Below are 19,094 nucleotides of genomic sequence, written 5' to 3'. Positions count from 1 at the left end.
TCTCTCAGTGTCCGGCGGGCATCTCACCGTCCGCCGGATGCGCTCTATCCGGCAATTCGCCACCTGGTCCATCCCCGCTCTGCCTTTCCTCCTTTTGCCCCGCTCCGTAATCGCGCCCCAGGTACATATACATCGCCGGCACCACAAACAGGGTGAACAGGGTGCCGATGGTCATCCCGGAAGCCACGACCAGCCCCATGGCAAAACGCGCTCCCCCACCGGGACCGGCAGCAATCAGCAGCGGCACCATTGCCAGTACCAGAGAGGCCGTGGTCATCAGGATCGGACGCAAGCGGATGCTGGAAGCCTCCTCGATCGCCTCGCGCTTGCTTCGCCCCTGCAGCTGTAATTGATTGGCAAACTCCACGATCAAGATGCCGTGCTTGGAGATGACCCCGATCAGGGTCACCAGCCCCACCTGGGTATAGATGTTGAGCGTGGTCAGCCCCAGGCTGACGAAGATCATTGCACCGCACACGCTCATGGGCACCGTGACCAGCATGATCAGAGGGTCCCGCCAGGATTCAAACTGCGCAGCCAGCACCAGGTAAATCACGATCAGCGCGAAGAAAAAGGTGAGCAACAGATCCGAGCCCTCGTTTTTAAACTGGCGGGACTGCCCGGAGTAATCGGTGGAGTACTCCCGCGGCAACACCTCCGCAGCCGCGGACTCGAGAATGCCCAGCGCCTCACCCAGTGGAACCCCTGGCCGGGGCACACCGGAAATGGTGACCGCATTCAATTGCTGAAAGCGTTTCAGTTGCTGGGGCTCGACGCTTTCTTCGATTCTTACCAAGGTGGACAGCGGGACCAGGGTGTCATCGCCGGCGCGAATGTAATACTGCTGCAACTGCTCACCGGTAAGACGGTCGCTGCGCACCACCTGCGGGATAACCTTGTAACTGCGGTTCTCCAGGGAAAAGCGGTTGGTGTAGGCACCAGACATCATCGCCCCCAGCTCCCGCGCCAGGTCGGCCATGTTGACCCCGATGGACGCCGCCTTGTCACGATCGATGACGACCGAAAGCCGGGGTTTGTCCAGCTTGAGGTCCGCATCGAGAAAGATAAATTTCTTGCTCGCCAACGCGCGCCCCATGATGTCGTCGGCAAAGCTGGCGAGACTGGCGATGGGCTCGGTGGTGCCAATCACAAACTCTACCGGCAGGGTGCCACCGGCAGTGGGCAGGCTGGGGGGAACAAAAGTGGCAACTTTCAGCCCGGCAATCTGGGAAACTTCGCCGTTGATCAGTTCCTGCATTTCCTGGGTGTTCTTATCCCGCTTGTTCCAGGAGGAGAGCACGAACCCTGCGATCGCGCTATTGGTACTGTTTCCGGCGCCGCCGACACCGTTGAGCAGAAACAGGTTTTCCACTTCCGGGTGTCGCTCCTTCACGCCATTAATCTGGCTGGTGTACTGCTCCATATAATCCAGCGTGGCGAAAGAGTCCCCACGGGCAATCCCCAGTACAAAACCCCGATCTTCTTTCGGCTCCAGCTCACTGGGTGATGTAACAAACAGGAAGTAGCAACTGCACAGCACGATCAGGCCGAACACCAGGATGACCGCGCGACTGTCCAGTGCACCGTGCAAGCGCCGCCGGTACCCGGACTCCAGCCCACCGAGTCGGCGCTCCAGCCAGGCTTCCAGACGATTGCTGCGTTCACCACTTTCCGGGCGCAGCACCCTGGCGGCCATCATCGGCGACAGGGTCAGCGCAACCACCCCCGACAGCAGTACCGCCCCGGCCAGGGAAAACGCAAACTCAATAAACAGGGTGCCGGTCAGCCCGCCAAGAAAGCCGATAGGCAGATACACCGCGATCAATGTCGTGGTCATCGCCACAATGGGCCAGGCCAGTTCGCGTGCCCCCTTGATAGCCGCCTTTTCCGGCGAGAGCCCCTCCTCGATATGCCGGTGCACGTTTTCCAACACGATAATTGCGTCGTCCACCACGATGCCGATGGCCAGCACCATTGCCAGCAGGGTCAGCAGATTGATGGAAAAGCCCATCAGCAACATCAAAAACAGCGCCCCAACCATAGATAAGGGAACTGCCACCGCGGGAATGATCACGCTACGCAGGGAGCCGAGGAACAGGTAGATCACCAGAATTACTATCAGCACCGCCTCGGCAATGGTCTTCACCACTTCATTGATCGAGTCCTGAATGTATTCGGTGCTGTCGTAGGGAATTTCCCCGAGCATACCCTCCGGCAGTTGGGGAAAAATTTCATTGTTCAGTTTGTCGCGCACATCCGCGATGACATCCAGCGCATTGGCATCCGGCGCTACCTCCACCGCGACGAAGGTAGCGGAACGGCCATTGAAGGTCACCGAGGTATCGTAAGATTCGGACCCCAGCTCCACCTCCGCCACATCTTCCAGCCGTACCAGGCGATCGCCATCCGCGCGCACCACCAGCTTGCGAAACTCGGCTTCAGTAGCGATATCCGTCGCCGCGCGGATGTCCATCGCCACCCGTGTGCCCTTGGTGCTACCCACCGCTGCCAGCACATTGTTCTGACGCAGCGCGCTGCTGATATCCCCGGGGGTAACGCCCTGGGCTGCCATCTCCGCCGGTTTCAGCCAGATACGCATGGCGAAGGTGCGGTTGCCCAGTAATGCCGCGCGCTGGACCCCGGCCACGGTGGAGAGCTTCGGCTGTACGACTCGGGTGATGTAATCGGTGATCTGGTTGTTGTTGAGAATTTCTGAAGAGAACGACAGGTACATGGCGGCGATGGTTTCCCCCACCGCCAGATCTACGGTGGAATCCTCGGATTCCTCCGGCAGTTCATTGCGCAGCTTGTTTACCTTGGCGACCACCTGAGTAAGGACTTCGTTGGGATCGTAGTCCAGGCGCACGTACGCCTGAATGACGGAAATACCCTGGATACTGGTGGAAACGATGTAATCGAGGCCGTCGGCACTGGCGATTTCCTGCTCCAGAGGCGTGGTAATAAATCCCTGAACCAGATCGGCATCCGCACCGACATACACGGTACTGACGGTTATCACCGCGTTTTCCAGCTCCGGATACTGGCGCACATTCAGCTCGGAAGCGGAGCGCAGGCCGAGCAGGAAGATAAACAGGCTCACCACGCAGGCGAGCACCGGCTTGCGAATAAAGATATCAGTAAAATTCACACGGCATCCTTGCCTGCTGGCGGCGACAGCTAACTGTTATCCGGTTGCGGTGATAACTGGTCCGGGGGCGGGTTTTCGTTATTGATGATCACGCTGCCCTCATTGCGCAGCTTCAGCAACCCGCTGGTAGCGACCTGCTCACCGGCTTCCAGCCCCTGGGTAATTTCAATCAGGTCCCCCCGCTCTTCCCCGGTTTTCACGAACCGCTTTACTGCGACCCACTGCGGCTGTTGCGCAGTATCCTTCTTGGGCGCGCGCCCCTGCGCCGCAGAATCCGCCGGTTTTTTCTGCGGTTTGCGGATCACGAATACTGCGTTGCCGTAGGGTGCATAACTAATGGCGGTGCGCGGTACCACCAGCACGGTGCGAAACTTTTCCACTTCTACCGAAACATCCGCGAACATACCCGGTCGCAGCCGGCGCTGATTATTTTCCAGAGTGGCCTGGAGCAGAAAGGTTCGATTGCGCGGGTCTATGGCGGGATCGATCGCAGTAATACGCCCATTAAATTCCTCATCGGGCACTGCAGCGGCATTGAGGGTGATCTGTTGACCCAGTTCGACACGACTGAAGTCCTGCTCAGCGAGGGAAAAATCAACATAGATGGGCTGCAATTGCTGCAGGGAAACTACCGCATCGCCGGGCGCAACATTCTGGCCGAGGTCGACCTGGCGAATTCCCAGTTGCCCGGAGAACGGGGCGGTGATCGTGCGCTCAGCTATGGTGGCACGCTGCACTGAAAGATTCGCAAGCACCTGATCGCGGGCGGCTTTGGCCTGATCCAGCTCACGCAGTGTGGCCACGCCCTTTTTGTAGAGTTCGGATATCCGTTTGTAGTCCCGGTCCGCGAGCCGGCGCTCAGCCTCCAGCACGTCTATCTGTGCGGTCTCCGGGTTGGCAGTGAGCTCCGCCAGCAGGGTCCCTTTTTCCACCTGCTGGCCGGACTCGAAATAAATGGCTTTGACTTCACCCTGGGCCTGGGTGGTGACGTCGACACCGTTGATGGCACGCACACTGCCCACTGCGGCGAGAGTCGTCTGCCAGCGCTGCTGGGCCACCCTGGCGGTGCTGACGGTGGCAGGCGGCAACGACATGTTGTCCATAAACTGGTTCATCATGTACTTGCCAAACAACTTGAAACCGAAAATACCGCCGAACACCAACAGGCACCCCAGCAACATCCAGAACATGCGCCGGTTAAACAGCTGCTTTGCCAACGACATACATCAGGTCCATTGAATACTGCCCGTCCCTGGGCGTCGGTTAGTCAGGGCGTTACTTGGTGAATACCGCCTTGTCTCCTTCCAGCGCTGCGTGAATGGTATCTCCAGGAGCAAATTTTCCGGAGAGCACATCCTGGGCCAGTGGATTTTCCAGCCACATCTGGATCGCGCGCTTCAGGGGACGCGCGCCGTAAACCGGATCGAAGCCCACATCCGCAAGCTTGTTGAGAAGCTCTTCGGAAATCTCCATTTTGAGATCCCGTTCCGCCAGTCGATTGCGTAGGTTCTGCAACTGGATTTCGGCAATGGAGCGCACCTCGGCGCGATCCAGGGGATGGAATACCACGACCTCGTCGATGCGATTGATAAACTCCGGACGGAAATGGGTTCCTACAACCTCCATGACCGCCGCCTTCATTTGCCGGTAGTGGATTTCGCTGTCCACCTCGTCGTCATTTTTGGCGCTGGCGTATTTCTGAATCAGGTCAGAACCCAGGTTAGACGTCATAACCACCACCGTGTTGCGGAAATCGACGGTGCGCCCCTGGCCATCGGTCAGACGACCATCCTCCAACACCTGCAGCAGGATGTTGAAGACATCCGGGTGCGCTTTTTCCACCTCATCCAGCAATAGCACAGAATAAGGCTTGCGGCGCACGGCCTCGGTGAGATAGCCGCCCTCCTCATATCCCACGTACCCGGGGGGTGCACCGATCAGGCGCGCAACCGAGTGCTTCTCCATAAACTCCGACATGTCGATACGCACCATGGCGTCTTCGGTGTCGAACAGGAATTCCGCCAACGCTTTACACAGTTCGGTCTTGCCCACACCGGTGGGGCCGAGAAACAGGAAAGAGCCGTTGGGGCGGTTGGGGTCTGCAAGCCCGGCGCGCGAGCGCCGCACGGCATTGGATACCGCTTCCACCGCCTCGTCCTGGCCAATAACACGATCGTGCAGTGCGCCTTCCATTTTCAGCAGCTTCTCGCGCTCGCCCTCAAGCATTTTGGACACGGGGATGCCGGTCCAGCGGGAAACCACTTCCGCCACTTCTTCATCGGTGACGCGATTGCGCAGCAGTTGATTGTCGCTGGTATCGCTGGCATCAGACGCCAGTTTCAGCTGCTGCTCCAGTTGCGGAATCACGCCGTACTGGATTTCAGACATGCGCGTGAGATCACCCGCGCGACGTGCGGCATCCATATCCAGCTTGGCCTGCTCCAGCTTGTTCTTGATGTCCGCGCTGCCGGCGAGCTTGGCTTTCTCCGCCTTCCAGATTTCTTCGAGATCGGCGTATTCTTTCTCGATACTGTGGATATCTTCCTCGAGCTTCTGCAGGCGTTTTTTCGCTGCTTCATCGTCCTTGTCTTTTTTCACCGCCTCGCGCTCGATCTTGAGCTGGATCAGGCGGCGCTCCAGTTTGTCCATTTCCTCCGGCTTGGAATCGATCTCCATGCGAATGCGGCTTGCCGCTTCGTCGATCAGGTCGATCGCCTTATCCGGCAGCTGGCGATCGGTGATGTAGCGCTGGGAAAGTTTGGTGGCGGCGATAATCGCGGAGTCGGTGATATCTACCCCGTGGTGTACTTCATAGCGTTCTTTGAGCCCGCGCAGGATTGCGATGGTGTCTTCCTCACTGGGCTCATCCACCAGTACTTTCTGGAAGCGGCGTTCCAACGCCGCATCTTTTTCGATGTACTGGCGATACTCGTTGAGGGTAGTGGCACCGACACAATGCAGCTCACCGCGGGCCAGTGCCGGCTTCAGCATATTGCCGGCATCCATGGCGCCTTCCGCCTTGCCAGCACCGACCATGGTGTGCAACTCGTCGATAAACAGAATGACACGGCCTTCCTGTTTGGATAATTCGTTCAGGACCGCCTTCAGGCGCTCCTCGAATTCGCCACGGAATTTCGCCCCGGCGAGCAGAGAGCCAAGATCCAGTGACAAAAGGCGCTTGTCTTTCAGGCCCTCGGGCACTTCACCATTGACGATGCGCTGGGCGAGACCTTCGACAATTGCGGTTTTACCCACACCGGGCTCACCAATAAGCACCGGGTTGTTCTTGGTACGGCGCTGCAGTACCTGGATGGTGCGACGAATTTCATCGTCGCGACCGATCACCGGATCCAGTTTGCCGGCTTCCGCGCGGGCGGTCAGATCCATGGTGTACTTGTCCAGCGCCTGTCGGGCTTCTTCCGCCTGCGGGTCGTTGACCTTTTCATCGCCGCGCACCTTGGTGATGGCATCCTGCAGATGTTTGAGGTCACCATGCGCATTCAAGATCTTGGAAACTTCACCCGCGGCAGAATCAAACGCCGCCAGTAAAACCGTTTCACTGGCAATAAAACTGTCGCCATTTTTCTGCGCTTTTTTATCCGCCAGATTGAACAGGCGCATCAATTCCTGCGACATACCGACGTCACCGGTGGGGGAACCCACGGTGGGCAGGCTGTCGAGGCGCTTGGCGAGATCATTGCGCAGGCCGTTGATATTGAATCCGGCCTGATTGAGGAATGCGGTAACGCTGCCATTGGATTGATCCAGCAGCGCCTGCAACAGGTGTTCGGGATAAATCTGATTGTGGTCGCGGCCAACCGCGATGGATTGTGCGTCAGCAATGGCGGCCTGCAACGGGTTGGTCATTCTGTCGATGCGCATTGTGCTTTTCCCTCTCCTGATCATTGACGCGCCGGACAAAGGATAAGGCGGCGCATGGAAACGCAATGACGAATACAGTCTAGTGCTGATCAGTAATTTGCGGGCTGGTGGCGGGTTTTCAAGCTCTGCGCAGCTGGGGAATGCTTATTTAAATGCGGTAAGCAGCGGAGCACTGTAAGGCCGGGGAGAAGGCCGAGCGCCGGAGATGGGGATTCAGGATCGTCGGCAACAGGGATGTTGCCGACGAAGCGTACAGGGATGTATTCACAGCGGTCCTGAAGCCCCATCTCCGGTGATTGGCCGCCACAGGACTAGCTTCAGTGCGGAAACCTCACAACTCAAATATTTATTCAAACCAAATCAAAGTCGCCATTCGACCGGTATCCCCATCCCGGCGATAGGAAAAGAATTCAGATTCTTCCGTAACGGTGCAGCGGTCGCCGCCAAATACCTGAGAGATTCCCAGTTCCGCCAGCTCTGCACGTCCCAGGGCGTAGATATCCGCCAGAAAATGCAGCGGCTTGTCCGCATGGGGAACAAAGCTGTTGGAAATGGCCTCGGCGTGGGATTCGCTCATGGCCGATTCAAACGCCGCTTCGAGCACATCCACACCGCATTCAAATGCCTGCGGACCAATGGCCGGGCCGAGCCAGACCATAAGCTCCTCCGGTGCACTCGTCAGTGCGCGAATGGTCTCGCGGATAACGCCCCCGGTCAGCCCTCTCCACCCCGCGTGAATCGCAGCGACTTCGGTGCCATCGCGATTGGTTACCAGCAGCGGCAGACAGTCCGCGGTCAGCACCGCACACACCACGCCCTTCTCGCGGGTATAACTGGCATCCGCCGTGCGCACCTTGTCATCGCTTTGCGCTTGCACCGCCCTGTCGCTATGAATCTGCTCCAGCCACTGCGGACCGCGGGGCAGGTTCTGCTCCCGCTGCAATTGCGCGCGGTTAGCGGCAACCGCCTCGGGGTTATCGCCCACATGATCGGCGAGATTAAACGCGCTGTAGGGTCCCTCACTGTGGCCGTCGCGGCGCAGTGTAAAACAGGCCCGTACATTGGCCGGGGCGGGCCAGCCCGGGGTCAGATAGTGATCAGCTGCCATGTTGATTCCTGGTAATTCCTGTTTCACGCGCGTTAGTGGTTATCCGCCCGCAGTAGCGCGAGCAGTTGCAGCATATCCTCCGGCATGGGGGCCGACCAGTGCATTGGCTCTCCGGTCTGTGGATGGATCAGCGCCAGCTCCGCGGCGTGCAGCGCCTGACGGGGAAACTGCTGCAGGGCGGCAACCAGATCGGGATCTGCGCCAGTAGGCAGTTTATTGCGCCCGCCGTATAGCGGGTCGCCCACCAGCGGGTGACGGATATGCGCCATGTGCACACGAATCTGGTGGGTGCGGCCGGTTTCCAGCTGGCAGCGCACCAGGGTGTGGCCGCGAAAGCGCTCCTGCAAGCGATAGTGGGTGATCGCTTCCTTGCCGCCGCCATCGCCGGATTTACCGAGTACCGCCATCTTGAGGCGATGCTGTCGATGCCGCCCCATGGGGGCATCGACGGTACCGCCGCCGCTGAGCACGCCCAGCACGATGGCATCGTACTGCCGGCTGACGGTGCGCGCCTTGAGCTGATCGACCAGGTCGGCCTGCGCCTGCAGGGTCTTCGCCACCACCATCAAGCCGCTGGTGTCCTTGTCCAGGCGGTGCACAATGCCGGCGCGAGGGATATTTCTCTGCCCGGCGCAATGTGCCAGCAGCCCGTTCAGCAGGGTGCCATCCGGATTGCCCGCCGCCGGGTGCACTACCAGGCCCGCGGGCTTGTTGACCACCAGCAGACTGTCGTCTTCGTAGACGATATCCAGGTCCATCGGCTGCGGCTGCCACTCGCCCTGGGGCTCCAGCTCTGCGCGCAATTGCAGCATTTCACCGCCAAACAGCTTGGCCTTGGGCTTGCCAGACCGGCCGTCAATGGTGAGTTGGCCGCCTTTTATCCAGGCTTGCAGTCGCGCGCGGGAATAATCGGGGATCAAATCCGCTGCGATCTGGTCAAACCTCTGGCCGGCGTACTCCGCCGGCACTTCAATATCGATATGTATTTGATTGCTCATCCGAGTGGGTCTAATACTTTGGGCTGGCGGGGCGCTGTGGTTAAATAGCTGCCCTTCTGCCCCCGGTGAATTTTGGGCGGCTAGTTTAATAAGGTTGAGACAAATAATGATAGAGCGAGGGGCTATGCAGGCCTGGAAAACGCTGTGGCTGGCACTGCTGGCCGTTTTGGTGGCCTCGTGCGCCAGCACGGACGAAGAAGAAGAGGGACTGCCCTCCGGTAACCGCACCGAGCAGGCCTTCTACGAAGCTGCCCAGAGGCAGCTGAAATCCAGCCAGTGGGAGCTGGCGATCAAGAACCTGCGCGCGCTGGAAGACAACTTTCCTTTCGGTAACTACGCCGAACAGGCGCAACTTGAGCTGATCTACGCCTATTACCGCGACTACCAGAACGATGCCGCCATCTCTGCGGCAGATCGTTTTATCCGTCTGCATCCGCAGCATCGCAACGTGGATTATGCCTATTACATGAAGGGCCTGGCGTCATTTACCGAAGGTAGCGGCCTGTTTGAGCGCTTTTTGCCCACCGATATGACCCGCCGGGATCCGGGATCCGCGCGCGAGTCTTTCGCATATTTCGCCCAGTTGATGGCGCGCTATCCGGACAGCCGCTACGCCCCGGATGCGCAGAAGCGCATGATCCACCTGCGCAACCTGCTGGCGCGCTACGAGATTCACGTGGCCAACTACTACTTTAAGCGCAACGCGTATCTGGCAGCAGCCAACCGCGGTCGCTATGTGGTAGAGAACTTCCAGCAGACCCCGGCGGTGCCCGATGCTCTGGCGGTGATGGTGCAGTCCTACCACCTGCTTGAAATGCCGCAGCTGGAGTCAACTTCGCTGGCGGTGTTGCAGACCAACTACCCGCACCACCCTGCATTCCGTGATGACGGCACTTTCAACTACAAATACTACGCTGGCGCCAGTGGCCGCAGCTTTATCCACCGCATTACCCTTGGCCTGTTCGAGAAGTCGGATCCGCGCGGCTTCGACAGTCGCGAGCTGTACAACGCCGAATACCGCACCGAGGACGCGCCGCTGCCGCCCGAACTCTAAGGACGACATCTAGCGCAAACAAAAAAGGCCCCGCTGTCGCCAGCGGGGCCTTTTTTGTAGACGGCGGCTGATGTGATTGCCAGCCCACCCAGCGGAGCGAGCGCTTACTCCCCAGCCTTCCAGCCATTAGTGATCGGGTAACGGCGGTCGCGCCCGAAACCGCGCTCAGAGATCCGCACCCCGACTGCAGCCTGGCGGCGCTTGTACTCGTTGCGATCCACCAGTCGCACCACGCGCATGACGGTCGCCTCATCAAATCCGCGGGAAATGATGTCCGCAGCACTGTGATCCAGATCGATATACAGCCGCAGGATTTCGTCCAGTACCTCATAGGGCGGCAAACTGTCCGAATCCACCTGATCCGGCGCCAGTTCTGCGCTGGGCTCGCGGGTAATCACGGTTTCCGGGATGACTTCAGACACGCTATTGCGGTAGCGGGAAAGCTCGTACACCAGAATCTTGGGCACATCCTTGAGCGCATTGTAACCACCCACCATATCCCCATAGAGAGTGGCGTAGCCAACTGCCATCTCGCTCTTGTTGCCGGTAGTCAGCACCATAAAGCCTTTTTTGTTGGAGATAGCCATCAGCAGCATACCGCGGGCACGGGCCTGCAGGTTCTCCTCGGTGGTATCACGCTCGCTACCGGCGAACTCACCCTTGAGTGCCTTCATCGCGGCATCGAAAATGCCTTCGATACCGATCACCCGGTAATTGATTCCCAGGCGCTCCGCCTGATCCGCGGCGTCATTTTTGGACAGGTCCGAGGTATAGCGGAACGGCATCATTACCGCCTCTACCCGCTCCGGCCCCAGGGCATCTACCGCCACCGCCAGGGTCAGTGCGGAGTCGATGCCCCCGGACAGGCCAAGCACCACGCCCTTGAAGCCGTTCTTGTTTACATAGTCCCGCACCCCGAGTACCAGCGCCTGGTACACGGAGGCCAGGCCATCCAACGGTTTGGCATCGCTGCCCTGAGCCAGAGACACCTGATCCCCGTCCGCCTGCACCGTCACCGGCAACAGGCTCTCGACAAATTCCGGCGCGCGCCCACGCAACTCGCCATTGCTGTCCACAGCAAATGACCCGCCATCGAACACCAGCTCGTCCTGGCCACCCACCGAGTTCACATAAACGATAGGCATCTTGCCCGCCTGCGCCTGGCGCCCCAACAGCGCGAGGCGCTCTTCCGCCTTGCCACGATGGAACGGAGACGCATTGATGTTCAGCATCAACTTGGCACCGGCACGCTCCGCCTGTACCACCGGCTCCGGGTGCCAGATATCCTCACAGATGGTAATGGCGGTAGGGATACCCTTGATATCCACCACACAGGGCTGCTCGCCGGGCACAAAGTAGCGCAACTCGTCAAACACCTGATAATTGGGCAGCTTCTGTTTGGCGTATTCCGCAACCAGCTCCCCATCCTGGATCAGCCCGGCCATGTTCAGTACGGTACCCGCGATCACCCGTGGATAGCCGATAAGCACCGCACAGGGAAGTTCAGCCTGCTTGAGCTTGCTCAGGGCCGCGTCAATCCGCTTCTGCATACTGGGACGCAGCAACAGGTCTTCCGGCGGATACCCGCACAGGGTCAATTCCGGGAACAGCACCAGATCGGCACCGTGCTCCCGGTGGGCCCGTCGCGCGACCTCGACTACCTGGTCAGTATTGCCGTGAATATCCCCCACCAGCAGATTGATTTGCGCCAGCACTAGCTGCAAAGTAGACATCGTTATACCCCGTTAATCTGAGGCGGCTATTGTAGCCACGCCGACCGGGTGTACAACATCTGCCCCGGGCCATCTCCCGACAGTTTGCCACTCGCCATAACAATGTGAATAAAACGAGAACAAAATGTGAGCAGCCAGACGGCCAACGACCCCGCAACTTCACCGGAATCCGTAAATCGCAAGGGCTCCCGTTCAACCGGTGTCCAGCCATATCGACTGCGCTTGCGACAGCGGGAGCTACTCAAGCTCTATGCGTGGTACCGGGTCATCATTGCACTGATACTGTTGGGACTGTTCGCGTCCGGAATCAGTAGCAATACTGTGGGTACACTGCACCCAGTGCTCTACCTGGATACGGCGATCACCTATGCAGTCCTCAACATTGCCTGGCTGCTCTACCTATATCCCAGTAGTTTTCAGACCACCCCTCTGCGTATCGGCTCCCTTCTCGGGTGCGATATCCTCGCATTTCTACTGTTGATCCAGGCCAGTGGCGGGCTGAACTCCGGGGTCGGCTACCTGATGCTGACTACCTGTGCGGTGGGCTCCCTGATTCTGGATCGCCGCATGGGCGCGTTTCTCGCAGCGATAGCCAGTATCGCGGTGATTGCACAGCAACTGTTTGGCCTGCTCACCGGGCAGGCCGACACCCAGGACATCGTCTCCGCCGGCAGTCTCGGCATCCTGATGTTTACCTGCGTCAGCGTCCTGCAATACCTCTCTGCACATATCCATATCGCCAATCAGAAAGTAGAACAGGAACGCAGGCATACCGCGCACCTGCAGAGGCTCACCCAGCAGATCGTCGCGCAGATGCGTACCGGGGTGCTGGTGGTCGACGGAGAAGACCGGCCGGCACTGGTCAATCGCGCCGCACAACAGTTACTCGGTATCCAACGTATCAAAGACGGCAAGCTGAGCGCGGATTTTCGTCAGACACTGGATGACCTTCGCCGCGGTGAGACCCGTAGCCGGATCATCCAGGGAGCGGGACACTCCGAGTTGCGTGCGAGTATCACCACACTGCCCCACGATGCTCGGGGCAGCTCGCTGATATTTCTCGAAGACAATCGCAAGCTCGCGCAACAGGCACAACAATTGAAACTCGCCTCACTGGGCCGCCTCACCGGCTCTATCGCCCACGAAGTGCGCAATCCGCTGAGCGCAATCAGTCATGCCGCGGAACTTCTCGCGGAGTCCAGCTCGCTGACCGCAGAAAATCGCGAACTCACGGAAATCATCGGACGCCACAGCCAGCGGGTAAACCAGATTGTCGAGAATGTGATGCAGCTGTCCCGTCGCCAGCCTCCAATGACGCAACTATTCGACCTGTGTCAGTGGATAGGCGACTTCCTCAGGGATTACCGCATGGAAATGCCCCGGGACATAGAGATCCGTTGCAGTTACCCGGCAGTGCCGGTGTACGCACGTTTCGACCCGAACCAGATGGCTCAGGTTCTCACAAATTTATGCAATAACGCGGTGCGACACTCACGAGCCGCCACCGGCGTACCGACTGCGGAACTCGTAATCAGTTACCTGCCCCAACGTCAGTGCGCGCAGCTTGATATACTCGACGATGGATACGGGGTTGCCGAGGAAAATACAGACAAAATCTTTGAACCATTTTTTACTACCGAGTCCGCCGGGGCGGGACTCGGTTTATATATCGCCCGCGAACTGTGTGAATCGAACAGAGCCAACCTCTATTACTGCCGAAGCCGAGACAGACGCAGCTGCTTCAGAGTAGAATTTGCCAACGCTGACCAGATTTTTTGACCCCATTAACACAATAATTTTTAATTAAATGGCCGATCGTCAACCCATAGCACTAATAATCGACGACGAACCGGATATCTGTAACTTGATATCCATGACCCTACACCGCATGAACGTGCGCTCAGATATCGCCATGTCAGTCGCCGAAGCCCGTCGACAATTGGAAAAAAAGCGCTACGACTTCTGCCTGACCGACATGAAGTTACCGGATGGTACTGGGCTGCAGGTTGTTGAACATATTCAGGATCTACCGGCAGACCGTTTACTTCCGGTTGCCGTCATAACCGCGCACGGCAATATGGATACCGCCATTGCCGCGCTTAAACTCGGTGCATTTGATTTTGTCAGCAAGCCGGTGAATCTAGAGCGTCTGCGCAACCTGGTGCAGCTGGCGTTGCGCTTGAACGAAGCCCGCTACGTGGAGCAGCAGGAATTCCCGACACTGCTACAGGGGCAATCTCCAGCAATACAGGAACTGCGCAAGCAAATTGAAAAAGTTGCGCGCAGCGATGCTCCGGCGCTTATCTTCGGCGAGGCGGGCAGTGGTAAAGAACTGACTGCACGCTGTATCCACCAACACGGCCCGCGCGCGCAGCAACCATTTGTACCCGTTTACTGTGCCAGCCTGGCCGCAGAGCGGCTCGAAGAGACGCTATTTGGCAGCGAATCGGAACCGGGTTTAATCCAGCGTGCACATGGCGGCACTCTGTTTCTCGATGAAGTTGCCAGCCTTCCCCCGGATATTCAGGTCAAACTCCTTCGAGCCATTCAGGAGAAACGTTATTTTTCAGAAATAGATGCAGCACGCACCGACCTGGATATTCGCATCCTCAGCGCCAGCAAACAGCCCCTGGCTAAAGCAGTGCGAGAGGGACGATTTCGCAGCGATCTTTACTACTGTATCAACGTTATTGAACTACACGCTCCACCCCTTCGAAAAAGGCTTGAGGATATTCCGCTTCTGGTTCGCGATATGCTACGCAGGATTTCCACCGCAAAAAAAGGCGCTGCTCCGAAGGCCGCACCAGATGCCATCAGCGCCCTACAGGCCTACCCCCTCCCTGGAAACCTGCGCGAGCTTGAGAACATACTCGAGCGCGCCGTGACCTTGAGTGAGCGCAACACACTGCATGCCGCAGACCTGCTGATTCCAGCTATGCAGCCGACCAGGCCTCCCGAAACTGGAGAGCCGTCAGCTTATTCAAATAACAACGAACTCGAACAGCCAGTGATGACGTCACTTCCGGAGTCAAAGCAATCCACCTACCCCGGCCAGTTCGCAACTTCAGATTACTCAAGCCTGGATGACTTTCTGCAAACCATCGAGCGGGAAGCTATCGAAACGACCCTCAATGAAACCGACTGGAACAGGACGGCAGCAGCAGAAAAACTGGGGATCAGTTTCCGTTCCCTGCGCTACCGTTTGAAAAAGCTGGGGTTGGAAAACGAATGACCCGGCGCAAGGCCGGGTCATTTAAAAAACACGTATTATATTCGCGAAGTTTTACCAGCAGTCAGTACCTAGCGAGCCCGAGGCCCCCTTGACACCAGCCTGAGTCAACGTAAAGCTGCCACACTTTGAGTCACCAGCCTGAGTAGTACCCGCAACCGGGGCTGCTGTCAGAGCGAACGTCGTCGCGGTCAAGTTTCCGGTGACTGTGTACATTCCTTCACCAGAACTGACTGAGCGACCATCATCCAGCGTCTGACCTACGGCACAGCTTGCATGGGTGTAGTCACTATATGCGGTAAAGCAGCGCTGCAGACGATGCGACACATCATTCAGAGCAGCCTTCGCATCCGCACGATTACTCTTTCGCACCGACTCCATATAGGATGGATATGCGATCGCGGAAATAATGCCAATGATCGCCACGACAATCATTAATTCGATCAGGGTAAACCCACGTTCTAATCTACTCATCTTTCTCTCTCTTTATCGCAGCTGTCGCCAAGACATACGACCCACAGCATCAATCGGGAAGTCACCTTCTTCCACATCCAATTCACCTTTGATGTTACTGGTCGGCAAATATGCTTTCTCGCCTCCACGGATAATGTCAGAGTAACTGATTACCGCGTAATCTACTTCTACCCCGTCCTCACCGAAAATGCTGTGACCATCATAGCGATCACCGACAGCCACCAGCTCCATCAACCAGCCGCTGCCGCCAAATGAACAGGGATCCGACGAGGTGATCAGTGTTGGGAAAAGCAGCCGATCATAAATTAGCAACGGCTTACTGGTGATCCGCTCGCCGGTGACACTACCACCAAAACTCAGGTCCAGGTACCAACCTTTCTTGTTGCCCCACCATGAAGTGGCTTCGTTATCCTGTACAACCCGTTTTCCATTTTCTTGTGTAGCAATACTTTTCTCCATCAATGCCGAGCGACCACTAATTTCGGCATCTTGGTCCGCCAAAGCATAGAAGCTGTTGATCACGTCGCCTACCGCATTATCCGTACTGGAAATATAACTGCCAGTGCCGAAGTACACCATGATGGCACCATCCATCTGATTATTCAGGCCAAGCGTCGGGGTAGCGGTTATCGGCTGTACTTTGCCATTTGGATCGACAGCAGTAAAAAATGGATCTTTAGCTCCACCATTACCAAACGCAACATCCCAGTTACTGGCATTGTTCGCGCTCAGATCAAACTTCCACATATTTCCTAACAAATCGCCAGCGTATGCTGCCACCACTTCGCCATCACCATTGCTCAAGAGGGCCGGACCAGCCAAGCCATTATTACCGGTATCACTTACCTCTATCACTTGGGTCTCGTTGAGCGGATCATTCAAATCGATCGCGAAAAGACGGGCTCGAGTGTTTTCCGAGTTATAGCCATTGCCAAAGATTAGCTTCCAGCCGTCATTGGTGGGGGCAATGATCGGCTCACCGGTGATGTTACCGATGCCGGGAAAATCTGCTTCGGTGAACTCGAACAAAACATCACTTTCGTCAAACCCATCCGGATTGGTGACGTCGAGAGCAAAGATACCCCGACCGCCTGCACCCAGAGAACCGACCAGAATATTTTTCCAGGCGCCATTGACATACGCATCACCCACAAACAGTTTGCCGTCCATACTGTACGCATGCGGGTTGGTGCTAGTTCCGTAATCCGCTGCACTCATGTCTGCCAACTGTTCGTACACGCCGGAAGGGATATAGGCAAACAATTCGGACCCCGTCGACGCATCGAAGGCGTGCAACATACCGTCATTTGCGCCCACGTAAATCACCTCGCGGCGATTCGCCTTCTGCCCAGTGTAATACGTCTCATAGGCCAACCCTCCGAGCTCCTCGGAAAGCAGATGGAAGTTGTATTTTTTGTCGCCGGCAAATACTGGACTTGAATTGACGATATCACCAAGAATTGATTCGCGATCCCGCAACCCGGTCACGCCCAGCCCACGCACCCAGTTCAGCCGTGCCTGCCCCTCAGCATCGGTACCACCGTCTTTCAATGCGTCCTGCTGTGCAGTAGATAGGTTGGCCCAGGCAAAGTCCACACCGCCACCGTTGTAAGTGACGATGTTGCGCATGGCATAGCTGGTGAATTTGGAATCGTCCGTCTTCCACTTGGTGGAACCCACGGTACCGTCACTATTAAGATTCAAGGCCCTCAGTTCACCGCTCCAGTTGGTGCTGTTAAACAGCGCCTGATAAATCACGGTGTCGGTACCAAGGCGGGTGGAGTTGGTCGCTACCGACGACGCAGAGCCGTCAGTTCGACCCACGATATTTTCCAAAACCTCGGACAGGTCACTTGCAAACGCTTGCGGGTCTGCCGCACTAAAGAAGCCACCGCGACCATTTAACGAGGCATGCAACAAGTCGTCAATCTTGTCGGAATTACCCGAGCTGGGGTCAGGCCAGGTGATAGTGTCACCCGAATCTATCGCCGCGAAGGCGTCGTCGCTATTGATGGAGCCTTCCACCCCCAAGCCAACTCCAAAAGTTACCATGTGCTGCCAGAATGCAGGATCAACACTACTATCCTTTACCGGCACGTCGTTGCTCAAGTCAGTGCGCAGATCCCGATTCCAGTAGTACATAGCAACATCCGCAAGCGTATTACTGTTGCTATCTGAGAAAGGGGATACAGCACTATATGTATAGGATTGACCATCTGGGCCCGTTATTTCGCTACCCGCAGTACCATCGATATTTGCCCGAGCATCCACGGTACCAGCCTGGTTACCATTCCAGTAGCCATCAGTCATCAAGATTGTATAGCTGGCCCGACACGCTAGGTGCGCGGTACTGTCATCCACACCAGGATCTGCTCCCCAAGGCCCTTTGTTATCCGTACGCGAAAAGTACTGCCCGGCATCATCCAGGGCCTGCCGCAATGGTGTACCAGAAGTAGGCACATCGCGGGTATACAGCTCTTCGAAAAAGTTCTGCCGATTGGTACCGGAAAAGGTTCGCACGCCATTGACAATGGTACCCGTATTCACACCATCGACATCACCATTGCCCTTATTGATAGCCCCAAAACCAACGCGCATGTCTTCGCCTTGCTCTGAAAACGCGCGTCCGATTCCCGCTCGCGCCGCTAGGGTGCGCGAGCGATAGTAGGTATACCAGTTGGCAAAATTCTGAATTTCCTGTTCATAGGTACAAACCCCGGCAATACAATCCGTACGCGCTGTACGGTCATGACCGGTGTAAGTTGCCGTATCAGACTTGATTTCAACCTTTGAATAGCTATTCCAGTCCCACGCACTACCAGTTCCATTATGCCAAAAATACGTAGCGGGCCAGTAAGTCTTCTCTTCATCAGTAGAGCTGCAAGTTATGTTCCCCCAAAAACCCTGGCTGCAACTGCGCCAACCGTTGCTGTTATAGTTTCCGTTGGTAACCGTGAGATCCCGGGCAATCTCATTGACCGAGGCAGTACCGCTGGGACAATCCCCGGTATTCTCCGGATTATGCAATGCGCAGCTAGGTGTGGCATTCGGGTAAAGGCTTCCGTCGTACTTTACCCAGGGAGTATAGGTGACCGACGGATCGTAATAACTTTTGTTGTACTGAGGGGAGCGGGTCAGCGCATTGTAAGCATTATTACTATCTACAGTGGGAACCTGATAATCGCCGTTTTCGGTCTGGTTGTATCCGTTATTCCCATACACACCATCCGCACGCGGGAATATATAAGCAGTATCACGTCGGTACTCTTCCGGTGTAATTTCAAAATGCATGGAGCCCGAATCATCGATGACAAACATCACGTTTGGCGGCGCGCCATTACTTAGGAACAAAGGGCTCTGAGCTAAATCCAGGGAGACAGCACTGTGAGAGATCCCCAAGCACAAAAGGGTCGCCACTAACGCACTGCTGATTTTTTTGATTATCACATTCTTGGCCATGAATTCTTT

General features: G+C 56.9%; 11 protein-coding genes. 3 read left to right on the top strand and 8 right to left on the bottom strand.

The genetic code is table 11. The annotated features are described in order from the left end of the window. Window positions 1-4: 4 nt before the first annotated feature. The 5 genes from HUW35_RS10345 to rluD form a co-directional block, all read right to left on the bottom strand. Window positions 5-3,148, bottom strand: a complete 3,144-nt coding sequence (locus HUW35_RS10345; protein WP_181252277.1) for an efflux RND transporter permease subunit — start codon at window positions 3,146-3,148, stop codon at window positions 5-7. Window positions 3,149-3,177: 29 nt separating this feature from the next. Continuing rightward, window positions 3,178-4,371, bottom strand: a complete 1,194-nt coding sequence (locus HUW35_RS10340) for an efflux RND transporter periplasmic adaptor subunit (protein ID WP_181252276.1) — start codon at window positions 4,369-4,371, stop codon at window positions 3,178-3,180. Between the two features lie 52 nt (window positions 4,372-4,423). Further along, window positions 4,424-7,030, bottom strand: a complete 2,607-nt coding sequence (gene clpB, locus HUW35_RS10335) for an ATP-dependent chaperone ClpB (protein ID WP_181252275.1) — start codon at window positions 7,028-7,030, stop codon at window positions 4,424-4,426. 346 nt (window positions 7,031-7,376) lie between these two features. Then, complete coding sequence (gene pgeF / locus HUW35_RS10330; protein ID WP_181252274.1) at window positions 7,377-8,138, bottom strand: peptidoglycan editing factor PgeF; 762 nt, start codon at window positions 8,136-8,138, stop codon at window positions 7,377-7,379. A 32-nt stretch (window positions 8,139-8,170) separates the two neighbouring features. Continuing rightward, a complete protein-coding gene (gene rluD / locus HUW35_RS10325; protein ID WP_181252273.1) occupies window positions 8,171-9,136 on the bottom strand; it encodes a 23S rRNA pseudouridine(1911/1915/1917) synthase RluD in 966 nt (321 codons plus the stop codon). A gap of 124 nt (window positions 9,137-9,260) precedes the next feature. Here rluD and HUW35_RS10320 point away from each other — a divergent pair, with 124 nt between their 5' ends. Beyond that, window positions 9,261-10,190, top strand: coding sequence for an outer membrane protein assembly factor BamD (locus HUW35_RS10320; protein WP_181252272.1), 930 nt, complete (start codon window positions 9,261-9,263; stop codon window positions 10,188-10,190). A gap of 104 nt (window positions 10,191-10,294) precedes the next feature. Here HUW35_RS10320 and HUW35_RS10315 read toward each other — a convergent pair whose 3' ends face one another. After that, entirely contained in the window at window positions 10,295-11,923 is a 1,629-nt protein-coding gene (locus tag HUW35_RS10315; protein WP_181252271.1) for an NAD+ synthase, read from the bottom strand. Between the two features lie 126 nt (window positions 11,924-12,049). Here HUW35_RS10315 and HUW35_RS10310 point away from each other — a divergent pair, with 126 nt between their 5' ends. Both HUW35_RS10310 and HUW35_RS10305 read left to right on the top strand, forming a co-directional pair. Further along, window positions 12,050-13,702 (top strand): nitrogen regulation protein NR(II), encoded by a 1,653-nt coding sequence (locus tag HUW35_RS10310; RefSeq protein ID WP_255463226.1) that lies wholly within the window; start codon window positions 12,050-12,052, stop codon window positions 13,700-13,702. Between the two features lie 28 nt (window positions 13,703-13,730). Next, complete coding sequence (locus HUW35_RS10305; protein WP_181252270.1) at window positions 13,731-15,155, top strand: sigma-54 dependent transcriptional regulator; 1,425 nt, start codon at window positions 13,731-13,733, stop codon at window positions 15,153-15,155. Between the two features lie 51 nt (window positions 15,156-15,206). On the opposite strand, the gene HUW35_RS10300 is transcribed toward HUW35_RS10305, so the two are convergent. Both HUW35_RS10300 and HUW35_RS10295 read right to left on the bottom strand, forming a co-directional pair. Then, on the bottom strand, window positions 15,207-15,626 hold the full coding sequence (locus HUW35_RS10300; protein WP_181252269.1) for a type IV pilin protein: 420 nt from the start codon (window positions 15,624-15,626) through the stop codon (window positions 15,207-15,209). Between the two features lie 12 nt (window positions 15,627-15,638). Then, on the bottom strand, window positions 15,639-19,085 hold the full coding sequence (locus tag HUW35_RS10295) for a pilus assembly protein (RefSeq protein ID WP_181252268.1): 3,447 nt from the start codon (window positions 19,083-19,085) through the stop codon (window positions 15,639-15,641). Window positions 19,086-19,094: the final 9 nt, after the last annotated feature.

The organism is Microbulbifer sp. YPW1 (genome assembly GCF_013367775.1).
Taxonomy (GTDB): domain Bacteria; phylum Pseudomonadota; class Gammaproteobacteria; order Pseudomonadales; family Cellvibrionaceae; genus Microbulbifer.
This window is presented reverse-complemented; position numbering and strand designations above follow the sequence as displayed.

What these genes read in the sequence shown, in the direction of transcription:
- pgeF (WP_181252274.1), bottom strand. Translation starts at nt 8,138, where the DNA reads ATGGCAGCTGATCACTATCTGACCCCGGGCTGGCCCGCCCCGGCCAAT.
- HUW35_RS10295 (WP_181252268.1), bottom strand. Translation starts at nt 19,085, where the DNA reads ATGGCCAAGAATGTGATAATCAAAAAAATCAGCAGTGCGTTAGTGGCG.
- HUW35_RS10300 (WP_181252269.1), bottom strand. Translation starts at nt 15,626, where the DNA reads ATGAGTAGATTAGAACGTGGGTTTACCCTGATCGAATTAATGATTGTC.
- HUW35_RS10315 (WP_181252271.1), bottom strand. Translation starts at nt 11,923, where the DNA reads ATGTCTACTTTGCAGCTAGTGCTGGCGCAAATCAATCTGCTGGTGGGG.
- HUW35_RS10305 (WP_181252270.1), top strand. Translation starts at nt 13,731, where the DNA reads ATGGCCGATCGTCAACCCATAGCACTAATAATCGACGACGAACCGGAT.
- HUW35_RS10320 (WP_181252272.1), top strand. Translation starts at nt 9,261, where the DNA reads ATGCAGGCCTGGAAAACGCTGTGGCTGGCACTGCTGGCCGTTTTGGTG.
- clpB (WP_181252275.1), bottom strand. Translation starts at nt 7,030, where the DNA reads ATGCGCATCGACAGAATGACCAACCCGTTGCAGGCCGCCATTGCTGAC.
- HUW35_RS10340 (WP_181252276.1), bottom strand. Translation starts at nt 4,371, where the DNA reads ATGTCGTTGGCAAAGCAGCTGTTTAACCGGCGCATGTTCTGGATGTTG.
- rluD (WP_181252273.1), bottom strand. Translation starts at nt 9,136, where the DNA reads ATGAGCAATCAAATACATATCGATATTGAAGTGCCGGCGGAGTACGCC.